A 21,647-nucleotide genomic window follows, 5' to 3' on the forward strand; every position below is an offset into this window, starting at 1 on the left:
TTTCATGAGTGACCTCCGCTCATGGGAGCGACCACGAGATTGGACTGCCGGCCCAATCGCCCGAGGTCGACCTCCACCCGGGAACCCGGTGCGAGCGCTCGAGGAGGGTCTCGGAAGTCGCCGCAGCCAGCCGGTGTCCCGGTCAGGATGATGTCGCCGGGCTCGAGCGTGAAGAACCGCGAGCACCACGCCACCAGTTCCGCGACACCGAAGATCATCGAGCCGGTGTGGCCGTCCTGGACGACCTCCCCGTCGACCAGGGTGCGGATCCCGACGTCTTGCGGGTCCGGGACCTCGTCGGCCGTGAGAACCCACGGGCCGAGCGGGCAGAACGTGTCCAGGCCCTTTCCACGCAGCCACTGACCGTCGGCCGCCTGGAGATCCCGTGCCGAGATGTCGTTGGCCGCGACGTACCCGAAGACGTGGCTGAGGGCGTCGGCTCGGGACACGTTGCGCGCCGTCCGGCCGATCACTACTCCCAGCTCTCCTTCCCAGTCGGCCCGGGTGGTCAGCGACAGGTCAACGACCACGTCGTCGAACGGACCGGTGACGCTGGAGGACAGCTTCGGGAAGAGGTAGGGCTCAGCGGGAAGATCCCAACCCATGTCGGCGACCGTGTCGTGGTAGTTGAGCCCGACCCCGAGGATCGTGCCGGGGCGGTAGGGCAGCTCGAACCGCCCGCGGTCGACGTCAACCGGGTCTCCCAGCGAGGGGACCGCGCCTGCGACGACGTCGGCGACCGCTGTGGCCGTCGCGCGCCATCCGTCTCCCATGTCGACGACGGGCGTCGTCGAACCGTCAGATGTGGTCAGGGTGGCTAGTCGCACCTGTCACTCCTTCATTCGTGCCGATCGAGTGATTCTCATTCAGTAGGAATCATTCGCATTCTCTAGGAATTTGCTGGAATGGACGCTAGCCTGACGTCGCCGTCATCACAATCCCTCCGCTGAAACTTCAGCTCGTGGAACCGCGGCACCCGAAGTTCTTACGAAGGAAGCAGCCCATGTCCGATCCGGAGACCCATCCCATCCACGCGCCACAGACGGCGCTCTCGCCCGAGGTGCTCGCGCGGCTCGGCGAGGCCAGCACCGCCACCCTGGCGACCCAGCTCTACAAGCGCGGCATCCGCCAGCCCTTCCTCGTCGGCGTCGCTCCCGTGGGGAGCCGTTTCGACGGCTTCGTCGGAGAGGCGTTCACGATGCGCTTCATCCCCGCGCGTGAGGACGTCGACCCGATGGACGACCCCTATCGGACCGGCAACCAGCTCCAGTGGGAGGCGATCGAGCAGGTCGGCCCAGGCCAGGTCATCGTCGTCGACTCCCGCAGCGACATCGCCGCAGCCTCGGCGGGCGACATGCTCGTGACCCGCGCGATGAAGCGCGGCGCGGCCGGTTTCGTCACCGACGGCGCCCTGCGCGACGGCCATGCCATCGGCGAGCTCGGCTTCCCGGCGTACGCCCGTGCGGTGACCGCGACCACCCGACCCGCCTCCTTCCACGTAGCCGACCTCCAGGTGCCGATCGGCTGCGCGGGTGTCGCCGTGTATCCGGGCGACGTCCTCGTCGGTGACCGCGACGGAATCATCGTGGTGCCTCGGGCTTTGGCAGCGGAGCTGGCCGAGCCGGCCGCCGAGCAGGAGCAGCTGGAGAACTACCTGAACCAGCGGGTGCGCGCCGGCGACTCGTTGTGGGGACTCTATCCACCGGACGAGAGCACGCTGGCTGCGTACGAGGCCTGGCGGAGCGCGGAGGTGGCCTCATGACCAGGTTCGCCGATCTCCCACGCGACGTGCAGCGCGAGCGCATGGAGCAGACCATCCGCACCTACTTCCAGGGCTGCAACGACGCGGACGTCGACGCCATGGCGGCGACGTTCCACCCCGATGCGGTGCACTACTTCCCGCCAGGCCTGGACGGCCCCTGGGTCGGCGCACGCACCATCGCCGAGAACTGGCGACACCTGGTGAAGAACATCGGATCCGCCTGGAGCATCGAGCGACTCATCGCCGAGCCTGAGTCCCTGCAAGCCGTCATCGAGTGGACCCACTGGAAGACGCGCCTCGGGGGCTATCTGCGCGGCGACGAGTGGTACCGCTTCGACCCCGAGACCGGTCTGATCACCGAGATCCGGGCCTTCTACGCCGCTTCCTCGGACGGGCGCGACGAAGTGACCCTCGAGGGCTACGACTACGCCGGCAACGACTACCAGATGACTCCCCCGGTCGAGCGGCCGCACCCGGATGCGGACTACGGCGAGACCACGACCACCAACGGCACCGCCACCGGCGCCTGAGAGGACTGCACCCGACGTGACCATCATCAGCATCGACCCCTCCACGGGCACCGAGGTCGAGACCGTGGCCGAGGAGACGACGAGCAGCCAGGTCGACGAGATCTGCCGACGTGCGGCCGTCGCCGCACCGGCATACGACGCTCGCGGACGTGGCTTCCGAGCGACCCTCCTGCGCGCGATCGCCGACGAGCTGGAGCGGCGCCGCGAGCGCATCGTGCAGATCGGCGTACGGGAGACAGCGCTCGCTGAGCAGAGACTGAACGGCGAGCTCACCCGGACCGTCTACCAGGCGCGGATGTTCGCCGACCTCGTCGAGGAGGGCAGCTTCCTGGAGGCCACCATCGACCATGCCCAGGACACCCCGATGGGGCCGGGGCCCGATCTACGGCGGATGCTGGTCCCCCTCGGACCCGTTGCGGTCTTCGGCGCCTCCAACTTCCCGCTCGCGTTCTCCGTCCCCGGCGGCGACACCATGTCCGCACTAGCCGCGGGCTGCCCGGTCGTGGTCAAGGCGCACAGCTCCCACCCGGCCCTGTCGCAGCTGACCTATGACGCCATGACCACCGCCGCCGCCTCGGTCTCCGCCCCCGACGGACTTCTCGGCCTGGTCTTCGGACTCGGCGGCGGGATCGACCTGGTCACTCACCCCGCGATCAAGGCCGTCGGTTTCACCGGCTCCCTCGCCGGCGGCAGAGCGCTCATGGACGCCATCGCCCGGCGACCGGACCCCATCCCGTTCTACGGCGAGCTGTCCAGCGTCAACCCGATCGTGATCTCCCCCGGCGCAGTCGCTGCTCGTGCGGACCAGATCGCCGAAGGACTGGCCGGCTCGGTGCTGGGCTCCGCCGGCCAGCTGTGCACCAAGCCGGGCCTGGTCCTCGTGCCCACAGGGCGGCACGGCGACCGGCTCGTCGAACTGGCAGGTGAGCTCGTAGGTTCAGCTCCCGCAGCCACGCTCCTCAACGGCCGGATCAGCGAGGCGTACGATAAGATCAGCTCCGCCCTGGCGAACGGCTCCGACGCGCGCCTGGTGGCCGAGGGCCAGGCCGCATCCGGTCCCGGCTACATGGTGTCGCCACGCCTCCTCGAGATCTCCCCGTCCTCGATCTCGAGCGGTGCGGTCGAGGAGTGCTTCGGGCCGCTCACGCTGATCTGCCGTTACCGGCCCGACGAGCTCACCTCCATCCTCGACGGCGTCCCCGGTTCGCTGACTGCGACCGTCCACGCCGAGGGCGACGAGAGCGAGTGGACCACCGAGCTCAGCCGGCTGCTGCGCGACAAGGCCGGGCGGCTGCTCTACAACGGCTACCCGACCGGCGTGCTCGTCTCCTGGGCGCAGCACCACGGCGGCCCCTGGCCCGCCGCGACCACAAGTCTGCACACCTCCGTCGGCACGACGGCGGCGCGCCGGTTCCAGCGTCCCGTCACCTGGCAGTCGGCACCCGACATCGTGCTCCCCGTCGAGCTGCGCGACGCCGACCCGGGCATCCCGCGCCGCATCGACGGCGTGCTCGTCCCGGGATCCTGACGAGGCGTCTGGTCCGAACGATCCGGTGCGGGGCCGCATGTACTGGCAGTCACGCTGTCCGCGAGTGGCATGGCCTCGCGCCGCGACTAGCGACCTGCCGTCCACGTGCGCTCGGCGGTCGATTCCGACCGCCGAGCGCACCGCCTCGAGCAGCGCGACCGAACCCCTACCCTGTTGTCATGCCTCGACCGACCACCGATCTCCACCGCTACGGGGACGACGCCTGCCGACGCGACCGCTCGACCGCCCTCCGGGACCCAAGTCGTGGAACGCGGCCGACTCGGACGGAGCTGGAGGCATGAGCATCAGAATCCGGGCGAGGGCAGTCCTGCTCGACATGGACGGCACCTTGGTCGACTCCACCGCGGTCGTCGAACGAATCTGGAGCGAGTGGGCCACCGACCACGATCTCGCCTCCGCGGAAGTTTTGAAGGTGGTACACGGCAGACAAGGCCACGAGAGTATGGCATTGCTTCTGCCTGACCGGCCCCACAGGCAGAACCTTGCGGAGAACCAGATCATGCTGGAGCGAGAGACTGCGGAGGTGGAGGGCATCGTCGCCATCGCCGGCGCACGTGCGCTTCTCGAATCCATCGCCCGGCTACCGCACGCTCTTGTTACTTCCGCGCCGCGGCAGTTGGCCTGGGCCCGAATGACGACGGCTGGCCTCACGATGCCCGCGGTGGCTGTAACTGCCGAGGACGTCTCAGCCAGCAAGCCCGACCCGGAAGGATTCACAGCAGCCGCGGCGACGCTCGGTGTGCCCGCAAGGACCTGCGTGGCGTTCGAGGACTCGGCGGCAGGCATCACCGCGGCTCGCCGCGCCGGGATGCGCGTCGTCGGCGTGGGCCGCACAGCGGCGGGTCACCGGGCCGACTGGACCGTGCCCGACCTCTCGGGCATCCAGATCAGCGCAGACTCACTCGAGCTGACCATCACCATCTCCTAGGCACCCTCGCTCGGCGAACCATCCTGGTTGACGACATCGCCACCAACTGCCGACCCTGTCGATCGTGATGACACCTCTACTGTCCGGTTACTGTCCGGACGAGAGCCACCGGAGATCGTCGACAGCCAGTTCTCGAAACCGCATTTTCGCAGGTCAACCACACAATGCCGTCGACGACCACCGACAGACGTCTCTACGGGAACGGATCCCGGCTTACAGGCCAGCCCGTCCTCCATCACTCTGACCTGCCGAAACACGGATCAGAAGACGTTGCTGTGCTCCACGGCAACCCCTTCGGCATGACTGCGTCCCCGATTCCGGGGATCATGCATTGAGGCCCTCCTCCCCTGCCGCGAGACCCCGCTACTGTGCTTGGGCAGCACACGCGCCCGGCGCGGCTCATCCGACGAGGCCGCAGAAGGGAGCAGGGTCGTGGCAGGTCTCCTCGGCCGGCTCGGTGGCTTCTGTGCCCGGCACAGCCTCCTCGTCATCGGCGCCTGGGTCTTGGTGCTGGTCACCGTGGTCGTCGCAGTCTCGACCCTCGGCGCCAAGACCAGCAACGACCTCGCCCTGCCCGGCACCGGCAGCCAGGAGGCGAAGGACCTGCTCACCGACCGGTTCCCGCCCCAGCAGAACGGCGTCAACCCGATCGTCTTCCACGTGAGCAAGGGGAAGCTGACCGACTCCGCCAACAAGCAGGCCGTCGACGACTCGGTGAAGGAGATCGGCAAGCAGCCGCACGTCCACACCGTCACCAACCCGCTGAGCAGCGAAGGACAGACCGCCGGGCTGCTGTCGAAGGACGGTCGAACAGCCTTCGCGCCGGTGCTGATGGACGTCGGGTCCGGCGACCTGACGGAGGAGATCGCCGGCAACGTACTGGACGCCACCCAGCCCGCGCAGGACGCGGGGATCACCACCGCGGCCGGCGGCTCGATCGGCTCGACGCTGTCGACGGACGAGTCCAGGACCAGCGAGGTCGTCGGGATCATCGCCGCGATGATCATCCTCAGCCTCGTGCTCGGGAGCCTGGTGGCGATGGGGCTGCCGATCATCACCGCCGTCGTGGGGCTCGGCGTCGCCCTGGCCACCGTCGGCCTGGTCGGCCACCTCCTCTCGATCCCGACCGCCGGGCCGACCCTGGCCACCATGATCGGCCTCGGGGTGGGCATCGACTACGCGCTCTTCCTGATCACCCGTCACCAGGACCAGATGCGTGACGGGATGCCGGTCCGCGAGTCGATCGCGCGCGCGGTGGCGACCTCCGGCAGCGCCATCGTCTTCGCCGGCTGTACCGTCGTGGTGGCCCTCCTCGCGCTGGGCGTGGCCGGCATCCCGCTGGTCTCCGCGCTCGGGTACGCCTCGGCCATGGCCGTCGTCGCCGCCGTCCTGGTGGCGATCACGCTGCTGCCTGCGTTCCTGGGGTTGCTGGGCCACCGGATCAGCTGGGCCGCGCTGCCGGGGTTCATGCGTCCGGGACGTCGGCGCGGCAAGGGCCTGTGGGCGAGGTGGGCCGGAGTCGTCCACCGTCACCCGTGGGTGGTCGCCGGCGTCTCGCTCGCGGCGCTGGCGCCGCTCATCATCCCGGTGCTCAGCCTCGAGCTCGGCCAGGAGGACGTCGGCGCCACCTCCAAGGAGACGACGGAACGGCAGGCGTACGACCTGATCAGCGCGGGCCTGGGCGTCGGCTACAACGGTCCGCTGCAGGTCGCCTCGTCCCTCGACCCGCCTGCGGCCCCGAGCGACGAATACACCCAGAAGTACAACAAGGCGATGTCGCTCAAGTCCGACCTCGAGAAGAAGCAGAAGGAGCTGCCCGAGCAGGAGCAACAGCTCAAGGACGAGCAGGCACAGCTCGAGGCGGAGCAGGCACAGCTCGAAGCCGAGCAGGCGTCCCTGGAACGACAGGGCGCGGAGCTGCAGGCGGAGCAGGCCTCCCTCGAGCAGCAGGCCGACGCGCTGCGCGGGCAGCAGGCGGACCTCGAGCGGCAGGCCGACCGGCTCCGCACCGAGCAGCGGAAGCTCGAGGCCGAGCAGGCACGCCTCGAGGCCCGCCGGGACCAGCTGCGACGCGATGCGAGACGACTGGCGATGCAGGCGCGGCCGCTCGTCCGGGAGCTCGTACGCCTCCGCGCCCGCGAGCGCGTCCTGGAACGCCGCATCGCCCGCGCCGAGAGGGACGGCGACGAAGCCCGGGTGGAACGGTTGCAGGCTCGCCTCGACGAGGTGGAGGCCCAGCAGGCCGCCGTCCAGAAGAAGCTCGCGCCGCTGGAGAAGGAGGCGCGCAGCCTCGCCCGGCAAGCCCGCCGGCTGCAGGCGCAGGCACAGCGCCTCCAGCAACAGGCCGACGCGCTGCAGCGGCAGGCCGACTCGCTCACCCGGCAGAAGGCCGAGCTGGAGCGCCGGGCAGCTTCACTGCAGGCCCAGGGTGACGAGCTGCAGGTTCAGGGCGACGAGTTGCAGGCCCAGGCCGCCGCGCTACGCCAGCAGGGGGACGCGTTGGAGCAGCAGGCGGCAGAGCTCCAGAAGAAGGCCGCCGATCTCAAGGCCGCGCAGCAGCAGGCCGAGCAGGAGCAGAAGGAGGCCGAGCAACTGCAGGACGAGCTCACCCAGATGATGACGGCGGCGGGTGGCGACGCACGCGGCACGGATCTTCGCGTGGTGAGCCTGCAGACGGGCCTCTCGGACACCGACGGGGTCGCGGCCCTCACCCCGCCGCAGATCAACAAGAAGGGCGACGTCGTCCTTCTCTCCGCCGTGCCGACCACCGCCCCAGCCTCCGACGACACCGCCGACCTCGTCGAGCACGTCCGCGACACCGTGCTGCCGAAGAAGGACCTGGGCACTGGCATGAAGTCGTACGTCGGTGGCTACACGGCCTCCTACGTCGACCTGGCCTCCCTCATCTCAGCGAGGCTGCTGCTCGTCATCGGGACCGTCATCCTGCTCGGCTTCCTGCTGCTGATGGTGGCCTTCCGTTCGCTGCTCATCCCGCTCCAGGCGGCGGTGACCAACCTGCTCTCGGCGGCCGCCGCGTTCGGCGTCCTGACCGCCGCGTTCCAGTGGGGCTGGGGCATCGACCTGCTCGGTATCGACACGGCGTCCTCGACGGTGCCGATCGCCAGCTACGTACCCCTGATGATGTTCGCGGGCCTGTTCGGACTCTCGATGGACTACGAGGTGTTCCTCGTCAGCCACGTCCAACAGCACGTCCACGAGGGCGACGAACCCCGGCAGGCGGTCCACTCGGGGCTGGTCTCCAGCGCCCGGATCACCACGGCCGCGGCCCTCATCATGGCGTCGGTGTTCGCCAGCTTCATCCTCGACCCCGACCCGACGATCAAGCAGTTCGGCGTCGGCCTCTCCGTCGCGGTGCTGCTCGCGGGCATCCTCGTGGTCACCCTTGCGCCGGCAGCGCTGGTGATCTTCGGGCGCGCTGCCTGGTGGCTGCCCGGATGGCTCGACAAGGTCCTCCCCCACATCTCGATCGAGGGCGAGCCGGCGCCGGCCGGGGCTCCGGACGTCCCGGAGACGCCCAGTCACCGGGACGACGAGGGCACCGGGGTGCCGTCTCGACCTCAGTGATCGAGGTTTCGGACAGCGATGCCTTCCAGCGCTCGCTTGACCGCCTTCTCCACGGCAGAGGCGGGAACACCTGCCGGAACGACGAGCATCCCGATCGATGCCTCGCTCTCGTCGGCGAAGGTGCGATGGACCGCGGCCAGTGCCTGCTCGATCTCCCGCTGAGGGTCCGTGCACTCGCGTCGAAGCCACCGGCGAAGTACGCGGTTGTGTGCGGCGACGACTGCGGCTGCGGTCATCTCGGCACGGAGCTCCGCCTCTGGCGAGGCGTCGGCCCAGTGACTCAGGTATCGACGGAAGAGACGCTGGTAGCGGGCCCCACTCACCAGCTCACGCTCACGGAGCGCCGACACGGTGGAGGTGAGCCCGTAGCGCTCCCGCGCACGCTCGCCCTCCGCGACGTAGTGGAACAGCACGATCTTGACCGCGTCGGTGACCGCGGCCAGGCCGGCGTTCGACGGCGAGGAACGCAGTCGCTCCTCGATCCGACCGAGGAGCTCGTCGTGGTCGGGGAAGATCACCGCTTCCTTGGACCCGAAGGAGCGGAAGAAGGTGCTGCGGCTGACGCCCGCTTCGGAGGCGATGTCGTCGACCGAGGTGGCTGCGTACCCCTGGATCCCGAACAGGCGGAATGCCGCGTCGGAGATCTCGTCACGCGCTGCTGCCATCACTCTCCTTTTGGAACGTTCCCTGGACATCATGCCGCATGACACTTAGTCTCACTCATTGACACTGAAGTTCACAAGGAGTCCCGTTGAGCGCCGAGCCCACCACCGCACCCGATTCCCCGGGCGCTGAGATCGATCTGCACACGACTGCCGGGAAGCTGGCCGAGCTGGAGCGTCGTCTTGACGAGGCTGTCCATGCTGGTTCGGCCAAGGCGGTGGAGAAGCAGCATGCCAAGGGGCGTCAGACCGCGCGGGAGCGGATCGAGATGCTGCTCGATGAGGGCTCGTTCCAGGAGGTCGATGAGCTGGCCCGGCACCGGTCCACTGCGTTCGGGCTGGAGAAGAACCGGCCCTTCGGGGATGGTGTGGTCACCGGGTACGGCACCATCGAGGGCCGCCAGGTCTGTGTGTTCTCCCAGGACTTCACCGTCTTCGGTGGCTCCCTGGGTGAGGTCTATGGCGAGAAGATCACCAAGATCATGGACCTGGCGATCAAGACCGGGTCCCCGCTGATCGGGATCAACGAGGGCGCCGGCGCCCGCATCCAAGAAGGCGTCGTGAGCCTGGGGCTCTATGGGGAGATCTTCAAGCGCAACGTGCACGCCTCAGGGGTGATCCCGCAGATCAGCCTGATCATGGGCAACTGCGCCGGCGGCCACGTCTACTCCCCCGCGGTCACCGACTTCACCATCATGGTCGACAAGACCTCGGGCATGTTCATCACCGGGCCTGATGTGATCAAGACCGTGACTGGTGAGGACATCACCATGGAAGAGCTCGGCGGCGCCCTGGCCCACAACTCCAAGTCCGGGGTGGCCCACTACATGGGCGCCGATGAGGCCGACGCCATCGACTACGTCAAGGCCCTGCTGTCCTACCTCCCCTCCAACAACATGGAAGAGCCCCCGGCGTTCGAGGCCCCGGATGGGCAGAGTGCGGATCTGGAGATCTCCGACCTCGACCGGGAGCTGGACACCTTCATCCCCGACGGCGGGAACCAGCCCTACGACATGCACGAGGTCATCTCCCACATCGTCGATGATGAGGAGTTCCTCGAGGTCCAGCCCCTGTGGGCCCCCAACATCTTGATCGGCTATGCCCGTATCGAGGGCCGCCCGGTCGGGATCGTGGCCAACCAGCCCATGCAGTACGCCGGCTGCCTCGACATCGACGCGAGCGAGAAGGCCGCCCGGTTCGTGCGCACCTGCGACGCGTTCAACGTCCCGGTCATCACCTTCGTCGACGTGCCCGGGTTCTTGCCCGGCACCGACCAAGAACACAACGGCATCATCCGCCGCGGCGCCAAACTGATCTACGCCTACGCCGAGGCCACCGTCCCGCTGGTCACCATCATCACCCGCAAGGCCTACGGCGGTGCCTACGACGTGATGGGCTCCAAACACCTCGGCGCCGACATCAACCTGGCCTGGCCCACCGCCCAGATCGCGGTCATGGGCGCCCAAGGCGCCGCCAACATCGTCCACCGCCGCACCCTGGCCCAGGTCGAAGCCGACGGCGGCGACGTCGAAGCCAAACGCGCCGAGCTCATCGACGAGTACGAAACCACCCTGGCCAACCCCTACATCGCCGCCGAACGCGGCTACATCGACGCCGTCATCCCACCCCACGAAACCCGCGCCGAAGTCACCCGCGCACTGCGTCTGCTGCGCACCAAGCGGGAGACCCTGCCGGCCAAGAAGCACGGGAACATCCCGCTGTGACCGCGCCCGAGGAGCAGAAGCCCCTGCTCAGGGTCATCGACCAGAACGCGACCCCGGAGGACGTGGCCGCGATCGTGGCCGTCTTCTCCGCCCTCGGTTCAGGCCAGGCGCCGAAGAAGAAGCCCCGCTCCCTGTGGGCGACCCCCCAACTGCGTACCCCCATCCACCCCGGCCCCGGCGCCTGGCGCGCCAGCGGCCTTCCGCGCTGACCGTCGTAGAAAGCAGAAAACCGTGCCTGAACTGACAAAGGTCTTGATCGCCAACCGCGGTGAGATCGCCGTGCGAGTGATCCGTGCGTGCAAGGACGCCGGGATCGGGTCGGTCGCGATCTATGCCGAGCCCGACCGTGACGCGCTGTTCGTGCGGCTGGCCGATGAGTCCTACTCCCTGGGTGGCGCGACCCCGGCAGAGTCCTACCTCTCCATCGAGAAGATCCTCGACGTCGCGGCCCAGTCGGGGGCGGACTCGGTCCACCCCGGCTACGGGTTCCTGGCCGAGAACGCCGACTTCGCGAAGGCCGTGATCGACGCCGGCCTGACCTGGATCGGTCCCTCCCCCGAGGCCATCGACGCACTGGGCGACAAGGCCAAGGCCAAGCAGATCGCGCTCAAGGCCGGGGCGCCGCTGGCCCCAGGTCTCAAGGACCCGGTCAAGGACGCCTCCGAGATCACCGCCTTCGCCACCGAGCACGGCCTGCCGGTCGCGATCAAGGCCGTCTTCGGTGGCGGTGGCCGCGGCCTCAAGGTCGCCCGCACCCTGGAGGAGATCCCCGACCTGTACGAGTCCGCGGTCCGTGAGGCCGTCGGCGCCTTCGGTCGCGGCGAGTGTCTGGTGGAGAAGTTCCTCGACAAGCCCCGCCACGTCGAGACCCAGTGTCTGGCCGATACCCACGGCAACGTGGTCGTGGTCTCCACCCGCGACTGCTCGCTGCAGCGCCGCCACCAGAAACTGGTCGAGGAAGCCCCCGCCCCGTTCCTGAGCGAGGAGCAGACCAAGCGTCTCTATGAGTCGTCCAAGGCGATCTTGCGAGAGGCCGGCTACGTCGGCGCCGGGACCTGTGAATTCCTCGTCGCCGCCGATGGCACCATCTCCTTCCTCGAGGTCAACACCCGCCTCCAGGTCGAACACTGCGTCTCCGAAGAAGTCACCGGCCTCGACCTGGTCCGGGAGATGTTCCGCATCGCGGCCGGTGAAGAGCTGGGCTACGACGACCCCGAGGTCCGCGGCCACTCCATCGAGTACCGCATCAACGCCGAGGACGGCGGCAACAACTTCATGCCCGCCCCGGGCACCCTGACCGAGTGGGCTCCCCCGGCCGGACCCGGGGTGCGTCTGGACGGGGGCTATGAGAAGGGCGAGACCATTCCGGGCGCCTTCGACTCGCTGATCGCGAAGCTGATCATCACCGGCCGCGACCGCACCCAGGCCCTGGAGCGCTCGCGCCGCGCGCTGGACGAGTTCAAGGTCGACGGGATGCCCACCGCGATCCCGTTCCACCAGGCCGTGGTCAACGACCCCGCCTACACCGCCGAGAACGGCTCCTTCGAGGTCTACACCACCTGGATCGAGACCGACTTCGACAACCAGATCACCCCCTACGCCGGTGCCGCCGGCGAGCCCGCCGAGGACGTCGAGCGGCAGACCGTGGTGGTCGAGGTTGGCGGCAAACGTCTCTCGGTCTCCCTGCCCGCCGGGCTCGGCGGCCTCGCGGTCGGCGGCGGTGGCGGGGCGGCGAAGAAGCCCAAGCGGGCCGCGAAGAAGGCCGGCGCAGCGGCCTCGGGTGACTCGGTCACCTCACCGATGCAGGGCACGATCGTCAAGATCGCCGTCGAGGAGGGCCAGGAGGTCGCCGAGGGCGATGTCGTCGTGGTCATCGAAGCCATGAAGATGGAACAGCCCCTCAAGGCTCACAAGAGCGGCACCATCACCGGCCTCAACGCCACCGTGGGCGAGACCGTCGCCAACGGCGCCGTGCTCGCCGAGATCAAGTAGCCGAAGGGATCCGTGATGACACCAGCGCCTGCGACTCTCCCCAGGCCCCAGTCACGTGGCAACGCGGGCATGCAGTGGCTCGTGACAGCACCGCAGACACAGCCCCGGCACTCTCGCCACCGACTGCCGTGGGGGACCGTCCACATCCGAAGGAACGGCTCCCAACGAACGGCCTGCGGAGAGCCGACCGCGCTCTGGTTCACCTTCTGGGAGCTTCCCGTCGACATGACGTCTCCGGAGACGTGCCGGTCCTGCGCCCAGCATGCCGCCGGCGATCACCGGGCGGTGGGAGGCGTCTGATGCGGATCATCATCATGGGCCCGCCGGGCGCGGGCAAGGGCACCCAGGCCAAGCACATCGCCCAGCACTACGGGATCCCGGCCATCTCCACCGGCGACATCTTCCGCGCCAACGTATCGCTCGCCACTCCGCTCGGCCTGGAGGCCAAGCGCTATCTGGACGCCGGCGAGTACGTCCCGGACGAGATCACCCACAACATGGTCCGCGACCGGATCGGCGAGCCCGATGCGGCCGGCGGGTTCCTTCTCGACGGCTACCCCCGCACGCTCGCCCAGGTCGAGGAGCTCGACGGGATGATCGAGCCCACCGGCCACCAGCTCGACGGCGTCATCAGCCTCGTCGTCGACGAGGACGAGGTCGTCACGCGGCTGCTGCAGCGTGCCCAGATCGAGGGCCGCGCCGATGACACCGAGGACATCATCCGCCGCCGTCAAGAGATCTATCTCGAGCAGACCGCGCCACTGATCGGCGCCTATCGCGAGCGGGGTCTCATCCTCGAGGTCGACGGCCTCGGCGAGGTCGACGAGGTCACCAAGCGGATTCTCAGCGCCTGCGACTCATCCGCAGACGCCATCTGCTGACCCGCGGACACCAACAGCGGTTGCCGCACACCGGGCCCGGTATGGGACCGGTGTGCGGCAACCGCTGAATCGCGTGGTGCGGGTTGGGCGACCAGGCAGAGTGGTTCGTAGCACTTGGCGTACCCGACCCTCCGACAGGAGACGTGAGATGGACACGACCACCGCGATCGCCCGCTTCGACGAAGTCCGGGCAGACACCGAACGACTCGCAGCACCTCTCTCCCCCGAGGACCAGACGGTCCAGTCGATGCCGGATGTCTCCCCCACCAAATGGCATCGCGCACACGTGACCTGGTTCTTCGAGACCTTCGTGCTGGCCGAGAACGAGCCCGGCTTCACACCGTTCCAGGACAAGTACTGGTTCCTCTTCAACAGCTACTACGAGCAGGTCGGACCGAGGTACGCACGGCCGATGCGTGGCGTGATCAGCCGCCCCGGCGCGTACGAGGTCGGCGACTACCGGCGCAACGTCGACGACCGGGTCCGGGACCTGCTCGACCGTGTGGACGAGGGCACCTTCGCCAAGCTCGCCCCGACGATCGAGCTCGGGTTCCACCACGAGCAGCAGCACCAGGAGCTGCTGCTGATGGACATCAAGCACGTACTTTCGCTCAACCCGCTGCAGCCGACCTACGCCGGTCTTCCCGTCGCGGGTGCCGGGACCGACCGGCTGGGCTGGGTCGACATCGACGGCGGTCTGGTCGAGATCGGCTCAGAGGGCGGTGGGTTCTGCTTCGACAACGAGCTGCCACGGCACCAGCAGTGGCTGGAGCCGTACCGGCTCGCGGACCGGTTGATCACCAACGGCGAGTGGCTGGAGTTCATCGCCGACGGTGGCTACCGGCGCCCCGAGCTGTGGCTCTCCGACGGGTGGGCGCGGGTCACCGCCGAGGGCTGGGAAGCCCCCTTCTACTGGCGCGAGGCCGACGGGGAGTGGTTCGAGCACACCCTGCACGGCACCTCACCGCTCGACCCGGGCCTGCCGGTCTGCCACCTGAGCCACTACGAGGCCGACGCGTACGCCACCTGGGCCGGCAAGCGCCTCCCGACCGAGGCCGAGTGGGAGCACGCCGCCCGGACCTACGAGGTGGCCGGCAACCTCGCCGACCGGGACAGCTTCCACCCGCGCGCCGCCGGCCCCGCGACCGGCGGTCTGCGACAGCTCTTCGGGGACTGCTGGGAGTGGACCTCCTCGGCCTACCTGCCCTACCCGGGGTTCCACCCCGCTGCCGGCGCGATCGGCGAGTACAACGGAAAGTTCATGTCGAGCCAGATGGTGCTCCGCGGCGGCTGCGCGCTCACCCCGCCGGGACATACCCGAGCCTCCTACCGCAACTTCTTCCCTCCCGGCGCACGCTGGCCCGTCACCGGGCTCCGGCTCGCCGACGACGGGCGTCGTGCGTGACCTGGTCCGCTGCCGTCACCTGTGCCCATCGCGGCATCCTCGGTCAGCCCCGGACGCACGTCGACTGGGCCTGTGAACACGACGACTGCCCCGCTCCGCTGCGACTCGGTCCTTGGACCGCCGCGGTCAGCGGCAGCATCGACGACTCGTGGAGGCTCATCCTCGACAAGGCTCAGCAGGAGCGGCTGCCGATCGGCTCTGCCGTGGTCCAGATCGCCAACGAGCTGGCGGTCGGCGGCTTCTCGGTCCTCCTCAGCGACGGGGAGGACCTCGCCCTGCTGACCGGCAACGAAGGCGGCCATCTGGTCGAGCCGGCCTCCTGGGAGTACGTCGTCAGCAACCGTCCGCTCCCAGGCGCTCCGTCCATCTCGATCCCGCCGCGCACCATCGGGGTCCTCAGCCCGTGCGGGCCCACCTGGTGGCGGCTCGACACACCTCGTCACAACTCGAAGGAGAACCCCGCGTGACCCTCGACAGCAACGACCAGGCCGGCACGAGCACACCAGCCGGGGGCAGGCTCACCACCCTGTTGAGCGCCGAAAACCTACGCCGGAGCCTTGCGGAGGACGCCCGCACAGGTTTGAGCGCATCGCCGAAGTGGCTCCCGCCGAAGTACTTCTACGACCAGCGCGGCTCGGAGCTGTTCGAGGAGATCACCCGGCTGCCCGAGTACTACCCGACCCGCACCGAACGGGCACTGCTGACCGAGCACGCGCAGGCGATCGCCGAGGCCTCCGACGCCGAGGTGCTGCTCGAGCTCGGATCCGGCTCCTCGGAGAAGACCCGGCTCCTGCTCGACGCGCTGACGCGGACCGGGCGGCTGTCGACGTACGTCCCCGTCGATGTCAGCGCCAGCGCACTCACCCAGGCGATGGACGCGCTCGCCGAGGAGCGGCCGGGGCTCGCCCTGCACGGTGTCGTCGCCGACTTCGACCAGCACCTCGGCCAGCTGCCGACCCCGGGACGCCGGTTGATCGCACTGCTGGGCAGCACGCTGGGCAACTACGACCGCCCCGGGCGTGAGCGGTTCCTGGGATCGGTCGCCGCCGCCATGCGACCTGGGGAGGGCCTGCTGCTCGGGCTGGACCTGGTCAAGGACCCCGGACAGCTGGTCGCCGCCTACGACGACGCCGCCGGTGTGACCGCCGAGTTCAACCTGAACGCGCTGCACGTCCTCAACCGGAGCCTGGGCGCCGACTTCGACACCGACGGGTTCCGGCACCTGGCACGGTGGAACACCGACGAGGAGCGGATCGAGATGCGACTCGTCGCGCAGGACTCCGCCCGCGTGGAGCTGCGCGAGCTCGACCTCGTCATCAAGTTCGACGAAGGCGAGGAGCTCCTCACCGAGCTGTCGTGCAAGTTCCGACGAAGCACCGCCGCGCGCGAGCTCGCCGCGGCCGGCTTCGGCGACCTTCGCTGGTGGACCGACCCGGAGGAGGCGTACGCACTGGTCCTGGCCAGGCGCTGAGCACGGTCGCTCCGCCGCCTCTCGGCTCAGCTCACGGCGCTTCGCTGTCGAGCAGGGGCTGTAGCTGGGCCTGGATGGCGGCTGGCGTTGCGGAGGTCCGCAGAACGACCACCGTCGACGGGGACTCGAGCCCTGAGGGCTGGTAGCGCTCCAGGGCCACCCGCATCGCCTGGTCGAACTCGCTCTCGGGGTCGGAGGTCTGGTCCCGGAGCCAGCGTCGCAGGACGTAGTTGTGCGCGGTCACCAGGTCGGCCGCCAGGAGGTCGGCGCGCAGATGTCCGTCGGGCAGGTGGGACATCCACTCCCGAAGCCAACGCGCGAACAGCCGCTGGTACTGCTGGATCCCACCGGTCTCACGGGCACGCAGGGCGGGCACCGAGCCGACCAGGCGGTAGCGCGCTCGCGCCAGCTCGCCCTCGTCCAGGTAGTGACGCAGCACGACCCGGGTGGCCTCGCTCAGCGCGAGCGCTCGCGTCGCCGGGGTCGCGGCGGCCAGGCGCTGGTCGATGCGACCGAGCAGCTGGTCGTGCTCGGGGAAGATCACGTCGTCCTTGGACCCGAACGCGCGGAAGAAGGTCGTCCGCCCCACACCGGCGCGACGCGCGATGTCCTCGGCGGTCGTCGCGTCGAAGCCACGTTCCTCGAACAGCTCGAACGCCGCGGCGACCAGTCGGTCCTTCGTCGTCGCTGATCGAGGCTTCTCGCTCATGCCCTGAAACGTACTTGATGGTACGACGTTCCGTCTATAAGGTACTGCGTACCAACTACTGGAGGCTGCACATGACTGGGTTCAACCACATCGGCGTCGTCGGCGCGGGACTGATGGGTGCCGGCATCGCCGAGGTCGCCGCGCGCGCCGGCAAGGACGTCGTCCTCATCGACGCCGACCCCGCTGCCGCAAAGGCTGGCCTCGACCGCCTGCGTACCTCCCTCGAGCGGGCCGAGCAGCGCGGCAAGATCACCGACGCCGCCGAGGTCCTGGAGCGCATCACCCTCAGCAGCGACCTCGACGCACTCGCCGACCGCGACCTGGTCATCGAGGCGATCGTCGAGGACGAAGCCGCCAAGACCGCGCTGTTCACCCGGCTCGACGCCATCGTGACCGACCCCGAGGCCGTGCTGGCCTCCAACACCTCCTCCATCCCGATCATGAAGCTCGCCGTCGCCACCGCGCGGCCGGCGCAGGTGATCGGGCTGCACTTCTTCAACCCGGTCCCCGTGCTCTCCCTGGTCGAGCTCGTGCCCAGCCTGCTGACCGCGCCGGAGACCGCCGACCGCGTGCGTGGGTTCGTCGAGAAGGACCTCGGCAAGCACCCGATCGACTCCCAGGACCGGGCGGGCTTCGTGGTCAACGCGCTGCTGATCCCGTTCGTGCTCTCCGCGATCCGGATGCTGGAGTCCGGGTTCGCGACCGCCGAAGACATCGACGCGGGCCTCGTACGCGGCGCGGCCCACCCGCAGGGACCGCTGGCGCTCGCAGACCTCATCGGGCTGGACACGACCAAGGCCGTGGCCGAGTCGCTCTACGAGGAGTTCAAGGAGCCGCTCTACGCCCCGCCGCCGCTCCTCGCGCGGATGGTCGACGCCGGTCTGCTGGGCCGCAAGACCGGCCGCGGCTTCTACCACTACTGACCCAAGGAGGCACCATGACCGACGACTTTCCCTACCTCGAGCTCGCCGACCACCACCTCGACCTGCGCGAGGCCGTGCGCGCGGTCGCAGCCAACAAGATCGCCCCGTACGCCGCTGACGTCGACTCCAACAGCAGATTCCCCACCGAGGCCTACGACGCTCTCGTCGCCTCCGGGTTCCATGCGGCGCACGTGCCCGAGGCGTACGGCGGTGAAGGCGCCGACGCCCTGGCCACCTGCATCATCATCGAGGAGATCGCCCGCGTGTGCGCCTCCTCCTCGCTGATCCCAGCGGTCAACAAGCTGGGCAGCCTCCCGCTCATCCTCGCCGGCTCCGAGAGCCTCAACCAGCGTTACCTCCCGCCGCTCGCCGCGGGCACCTCGACGTTCTCCTACGCCCTCTCCGAGCGCGAGGCCGGGTCCGACACCGCCTCGATGAAGACCCGCGCCGTCCTCGACGGCGACAACTGGGTGCTGAGCGGCCAGAAGTCCTGGATCAGCAACGCCGGCATCTCCGACTACTACACCGTCCTGGCCGTCACCGACCCCGACGGTCGGCGCGGATCCAACATCAGCGCCTTCGTCGTGGAGAAGAGCGACGAGGGGTTCAGCATCTCCGCCCCCGAGAAGAAGCTCGGCATCAAGGGCTCCCCCACCTGCGAGCTGAGCTTCGACGCCGTCTACCTGCCCGGCGACCGGATCATCGGCGATCCCGGCACCGGACTCCAGCTCGCCCTGCGCACCCTGGACCACACCCGCATCACCATCGCCGCCCAGGCCATCGGCATCGCCCAGGGCGCCCTCGACCACGCCCTGGCCTACGTCCAGGAGCGCCAGCAGTTCGGCAAGCACATCGCCGACTTCCAGGGGATCCAGTTCATGCTCGCGGACATGGCCATGAAGCTCGAGGCTGCCCGCCAGCTCGTCTATGTCGCCGCGGCCAAGTCCGAGCGCGACGCCGGCGACCTGTCCTTCTTCGGAGCAGCTGCCAAGTGCTTCGCCAGCGACACCGCCATGGAGATCACCGTCGACGCCGTCCAGCTCCTCGGCGGAGCCGGCTACACCCAGGACTTCCCCCTCGAACGCATGATGCGCGACGCCAAGATCACCCAGATCTACGAAGGCACCAACCAGATCCAGCGCGTCGTGATGGCCCGCCAGCTCCTCGGGAAGCGGTAGCAGCGCACCGGCGGGCGACACCGGTTCAGCTCGCCCAGCAGTCGTCCCAGGTCTCGTCCGTCGGTTCGTCGTCGTGGGTCCAGCGGGTCTCCTCGACGGTGCCGTAGTAGGTCGTCGGCGTGGCCGGAGGCGCCGGCGCCGGGTCCACCTGGACCGTGACGTTCATGCAGGCGCTGGTGACGGCTCCGAGCAGAACCACGGGGGCGAGAGCTTGTACGCCGTGCCACGTCGATGCTGTTCTCATGCTCACTCCTGAAGCGGTAGGTCCGTACGCCACCCGGCGGGAGGCACTGTCAGCGCCGCTCAGCCGAGCAGCGGGTCTCCTTCTGGGGGCGCGTCGGTGCGCCCGGCCGAACGGTTCATGGCGTGGTCGGGGAGCCAGAGCACGAAGGTGCTCCCGGCGAAGCCGTGGCTGATCAGCACGAGCCGTCCCTCGTGGCTCTCGGCGATCTGGCGGGCGATGGAGAGCCCGAGGCCGGATCCGTCGGTGACCGCGTCCTCGCCGGACGTACCGTTCCCACGGTAGAACCGGTCGAAGACACGTTCCTGGTTCGCCTCGTCGATCCCCGGTCCCTCATCGGCGACCGCGGCCCAGGCCCAGCCGTCGCGGCTGCCCATGCCGACGGTGAGCGTGGAACCGGGCGGGGCGAGCCTGACCGCGTTGGACAGAAGGTTCGCCATCACGCGCTGCAGCGCGTCCGGGTCACCGACGACGATCGGTCCGCCATGGCTGCGTTCGACCACGCCGAGGCCGCGTGCCTCCGCGGGCAGCCGGTATTCCCGAACGGCAGCGGTGACCGCTGCGGCCAGGTCGACCTGACGGTCGGTGAACGCCTCCGAGCGGCTGCGGGCGATGGCGAGCAGGTCCTCGAGGAGGCGGCGCATCCGGCGGGTGGCCTGGAGCACGACGAGACTGGCCTCCCGCCGTTCGGGGACGGTGGAGCGGTCGTTGGCGAGGACGGCCTCGACGTTGGTGTGGATGAGGGAGACCGGGTTGCGCAGCTCGTGGGAGACGTCCTCGACGAACCGGCGCTGGTCGGAGAAGGCCCGGTCGAGGCGGGCGAGCATGGAGTCGATGGTGTCGGCGAGCGTACGCAGCTCGTCGTGCGGTCCGGTCGCACCGATGCGCCGGGTGAGGTCGGAGGCGTTGATCTCCTGGGCGGTGCGCGTGATCGCACCCACCGGCCGCAGCGCGCGCCCGGCCACCCACCAGCCGATGGCCAGGCTGAGCACGAACATCACGACCAGCGCGATGATCGAGTAGTTGCGCAGCGTCTGGAGCGAGGCGTAGTTGACCGCCTCCTGGACATCGGCGAAGTCCGCGGCCTGGAACTCCTGCCCGGGCTTGTAGACGATGTGACCGTCCTCGGTCTCGAACTTCTTGACCGTCACCGGGTCCAGAGGTGCAGCACTGATGCTGCTGGAGAGCGCGAGGTAGACCCCGGCGAGGAGCAGTGCCGTCACCCCGAACAGGAGCGAGGAGTACGTCAGGGTCAGCCGAACCCGCACCGTACGGAGCCACCGCGGCACGAGTCGACCGGAGCGCTCACTCATGCCGTCGCGCCCCGGTCCAGCTCGGGCAGGTCGCGGAGCCGGTAGCCGCGGCCGACGACGGTCTCGAGGGCCGGAGCCTCCTCGCCGACTGTGAGCTTGCGGCGCAGGGTGCCGACGGTGACCCGCACGGTCTGGGTGAACGGGTCCGCGTTCTCGTCCCACACGTGCTCCAGGAGCTCCTCGGCCGAGACGATGTAGGCGGGCCGGGTCATCAGATAGCGCAGGACGGAGAACTCCTTGAGGGTCAGCCCGAGCTCGCGGTCGCCTCGCCGGGCCAGCTGCCGGGCGGTGTCGAGCCGGATCGGCCCATGCGTCAGCACGGCGGAGCCATCGCTGCTCGGGCGGCGCAGCAACGCACGCAGCCGCGCGGTCAGCTCGGCCAGCTCGAACGGCTTGGTCAGGTAGTCGTCGGCCCCGACGTCGAGGCCGCGGACCCGGTCGTCGAGGCGGTTGCGCGCGGTGAGCATCAGGATCCGCGGTGCCTCCTCGCCGGGGATCTCGACATCACCGGTACGCAGGGCCGCGGCGACCTCGAAGCCGCTGCCGTCGGGCAGGTTGATGTCCAGGACGACGAGGTCGTAGGCGTTCACGCCGAGCTTTTCCAGCGCAGCGGCGACCGACCCGGCCCCGTCGACGGCGTACCCCTCCCGCTGCAGCGCGACCCGCAGGGCGCTGACCAGGCCGGCCTGGTCCTCGACGATCAAGACCCTCACGCTCAAGAACGGTAGCGCGCGGCAGAGCCGGCGCCCATGCGTAGGACGCAATCGCTCCATATCGGTTCCGCCGCGCTCTTT

The 21,647-nt window shown here is 69.1% G+C and carries 20 protein-coding genes; 14 read left to right on the forward strand and 6 right to left on the reverse strand.

Features of this window, described 5'->3' with window-relative positions:
* Nucleotides 1–2: 2 nt before the first annotated feature.
* A complete protein-coding gene (locus ACIRON_RS23460) occupies nucleotides 3–827 on the reverse strand; it encodes a fumarylacetoacetate hydrolase family protein (protein ID WP_402995972.1) in 825 nt (274 codons plus the stop codon).
* Between the two features lie 176 nt (nucleotides 828–1,003).
* Here ACIRON_RS23460 and ACIRON_RS23465 point away from each other — a divergent pair, with 176 nt between their 5' ends.
* The 5 genes from ACIRON_RS23465 to ACIRON_RS23485 all read left to right on the forward strand — a co-directional run bounded on the left by ACIRON_RS23465 (nucleotide 1,004) and on the right by ACIRON_RS23485 (nucleotide 8,354).
* Nucleotides 1,004–1,762 carry a ribonuclease activity regulator RraA gene (locus ACIRON_RS23465; protein WP_402995974.1) on the forward strand — a complete coding sequence of 253 codons (759 nt, stop codon included), beginning with the start codon at nucleotides 1,004–1,006 and terminating at the stop codon, nucleotides 1,760–1,762.
* Entirely contained in the window at nucleotides 1,759–2,292 is a 534-nt protein-coding gene (locus tag ACIRON_RS23470) for a nuclear transport factor 2 family protein (protein WP_402995976.1), read from the forward strand. Before ACIRON_RS23465 ends, ACIRON_RS23470 begins: the two co-directional genes overlap by 4 nt.
* A gap of 16 nt (nucleotides 2,293–2,308) precedes the next feature.
* Complete coding sequence (locus tag ACIRON_RS23475; RefSeq protein WP_402995978.1) at nucleotides 2,309–3,820, forward strand: aldehyde dehydrogenase (NADP(+)); 1,512 nt, start codon at nucleotides 2,309–2,311, stop codon at nucleotides 3,818–3,820.
* A 298-nt stretch (nucleotides 3,821–4,118) separates the two neighbouring features.
* Nucleotides 4,119–4,769 (forward strand): HAD-IA family hydrolase, encoded by a 651-nt coding sequence (locus ACIRON_RS23480; RefSeq protein ID WP_402995980.1) that lies wholly within the window; start codon nucleotides 4,119–4,121, stop codon nucleotides 4,767–4,769.
* A gap of 432 nt (nucleotides 4,770–5,201) precedes the next feature.
* Nucleotides 5,202–8,354: an MMPL family transporter gene (locus ACIRON_RS23485; protein WP_402995982.1), complete on the forward strand. Its 3,153-nt coding sequence runs from the start codon at nucleotides 5,202–5,204 to the stop codon at nucleotides 8,352–8,354.
* Here the strand turns inward: ACIRON_RS23485 and ACIRON_RS23490 are convergent.
* Nucleotides 8,348–9,019 (reverse strand): TetR/AcrR family transcriptional regulator, encoded by a 672-nt coding sequence (locus ACIRON_RS23490; RefSeq protein WP_091053222.1) that lies wholly within the window; start codon nucleotides 9,017–9,019, stop codon nucleotides 8,348–8,350. The genes ACIRON_RS23485 and ACIRON_RS23490 overlap by 7 nt on opposite strands.
* 86 nt (nucleotides 9,020–9,105) lie before the next feature.
* Between ACIRON_RS23490 and ACIRON_RS23495 the strand changes: the two genes are divergently transcribed.
* The 7 genes from ACIRON_RS23495 to egtD all read left to right on the forward strand — a co-directional run bounded on the left by ACIRON_RS23495 (nucleotide 9,106) and on the right by egtD (nucleotide 16,489).
* Complete coding sequence (locus ACIRON_RS23495; protein WP_402995985.1) at nucleotides 9,106–10,740, forward strand: acyl-CoA carboxylase subunit beta; 1,635 nt, start codon at nucleotides 9,106–9,108, stop codon at nucleotides 10,738–10,740.
* Entirely contained in the window at nucleotides 10,737–10,949 is a 213-nt protein-coding gene (locus ACIRON_RS23500; RefSeq protein ID WP_402995987.1) for an acyl-CoA carboxylase subunit epsilon, read from the forward strand. The genes ACIRON_RS23495 and ACIRON_RS23500 overlap by 4 nt, the downstream gene beginning before the upstream one ends.
* A 31-nt stretch (nucleotides 10,950–10,980) precedes the next feature.
* Nucleotides 10,981–12,732 carry an acetyl/propionyl/methylcrotonyl-CoA carboxylase subunit alpha gene (locus ACIRON_RS23505; protein WP_402996259.1) on the forward strand — a complete coding sequence of 584 codons (1,752 nt, stop codon included), beginning with the start codon at nucleotides 10,981–10,983 and terminating at the stop codon, nucleotides 12,730–12,732.
* Between the two features lie 299 nt (nucleotides 12,733–13,031).
* Nucleotides 13,032–13,613: an adenylate kinase gene (locus ACIRON_RS23510; RefSeq protein WP_402995989.1), complete on the forward strand. Its 582-nt coding sequence runs from the start codon at nucleotides 13,032–13,034 to the stop codon at nucleotides 13,611–13,613.
* A 148-nt stretch (nucleotides 13,614–13,761) separates the two neighbouring features.
* Nucleotides 13,762–15,018: an ergothioneine biosynthesis protein EgtB gene (egtB, locus tag ACIRON_RS23515; RefSeq protein ID WP_402995991.1), complete on the forward strand. Its 1,257-nt coding sequence runs from the start codon at nucleotides 13,762–13,764 to the stop codon at nucleotides 15,016–15,018.
* On the forward strand, nucleotides 15,015–15,485 hold the full coding sequence (locus ACIRON_RS23520) for a hypothetical protein (protein WP_402995993.1): 471 nt from the start codon (nucleotides 15,015–15,017) through the stop codon (nucleotides 15,483–15,485). The genes egtB and ACIRON_RS23520 overlap by 4 nt, the downstream gene beginning before the upstream one ends.
* On the forward strand, nucleotides 15,482–16,489 hold the full coding sequence (gene egtD / locus ACIRON_RS23525; protein ID WP_402995995.1) for an L-histidine N(alpha)-methyltransferase: 1,008 nt from the start codon (nucleotides 15,482–15,484) through the stop codon (nucleotides 16,487–16,489). The genes ACIRON_RS23520 and egtD overlap by 4 nt, the downstream gene beginning before the upstream one ends.
* Before the next feature lie 31 nt (nucleotides 16,490–16,520).
* Here egtD and ACIRON_RS23530 read toward each other — a convergent pair whose 3' ends face one another.
* Nucleotides 16,521–17,198, reverse strand: a complete 678-nt coding sequence (locus tag ACIRON_RS23530; protein ID WP_402995997.1) for a TetR family transcriptional regulator — start codon at nucleotides 17,196–17,198, stop codon at nucleotides 16,521–16,523.
* A 71-nt stretch (nucleotides 17,199–17,269) separates the two neighbouring features.
* Here ACIRON_RS23530 and ACIRON_RS23535 point away from each other — a divergent pair, with 71 nt between their 5' ends.
* Together ACIRON_RS23535 and ACIRON_RS23540 are read left to right on the forward strand one after the other, a co-directional pair.
* Nucleotides 17,270–18,121 (forward strand): 3-hydroxybutyryl-CoA dehydrogenase, encoded by an 852-nt coding sequence (locus ACIRON_RS23535; protein WP_402995999.1) that lies wholly within the window; start codon nucleotides 17,270–17,272, stop codon nucleotides 18,119–18,121.
* Nucleotides 18,122–18,135: 14 nt separating this feature from the next.
* Entirely contained in the window at nucleotides 18,136–19,299 is a 1,164-nt protein-coding gene (locus tag ACIRON_RS23540; protein ID WP_402996001.1) for an acyl-CoA dehydrogenase family protein, read from the forward strand.
* A gap of 25 nt (nucleotides 19,300–19,324) precedes the next feature.
* Here ACIRON_RS23540 and ACIRON_RS23545 read toward each other — a convergent pair whose 3' ends face one another.
* Genes ACIRON_RS23545 through ACIRON_RS23555 form a run of 3 tightly spaced genes read right to left on the reverse strand, consistent with a single transcriptional unit; the run spans nucleotide 19,325 to nucleotide 21,566 of the window.
* Nucleotides 19,325–19,543, reverse strand: a complete 219-nt coding sequence (locus ACIRON_RS23545; protein WP_402996003.1) for a hypothetical protein — start codon at nucleotides 19,541–19,543, stop codon at nucleotides 19,325–19,327.
* Between the two features lie 59 nt (nucleotides 19,544–19,602).
* Nucleotides 19,603–20,853, reverse strand: a complete 1,251-nt coding sequence (locus tag ACIRON_RS23550; protein WP_402996005.1) for a sensor histidine kinase — start codon at nucleotides 20,851–20,853, stop codon at nucleotides 19,603–19,605.
* Complete coding sequence (locus ACIRON_RS23555; protein WP_402996007.1) at nucleotides 20,850–21,566, reverse strand: response regulator transcription factor; 717 nt, start codon at nucleotides 21,564–21,566, stop codon at nucleotides 20,850–20,852. Before ACIRON_RS23555 ends, ACIRON_RS23550 begins: the two co-directional genes overlap by 4 nt.
* Nucleotides 21,567–21,647: the final 81 nt, after the last annotated feature.

It is taken from the genome of Nocardioides sp. NPDC101246 (genome assembly GCF_044767415.1).
Taxonomy (GTDB): Bacteria; Actinomycetota; Actinomycetes; order Propionibacteriales; family Nocardioidaceae; genus Nocardioides.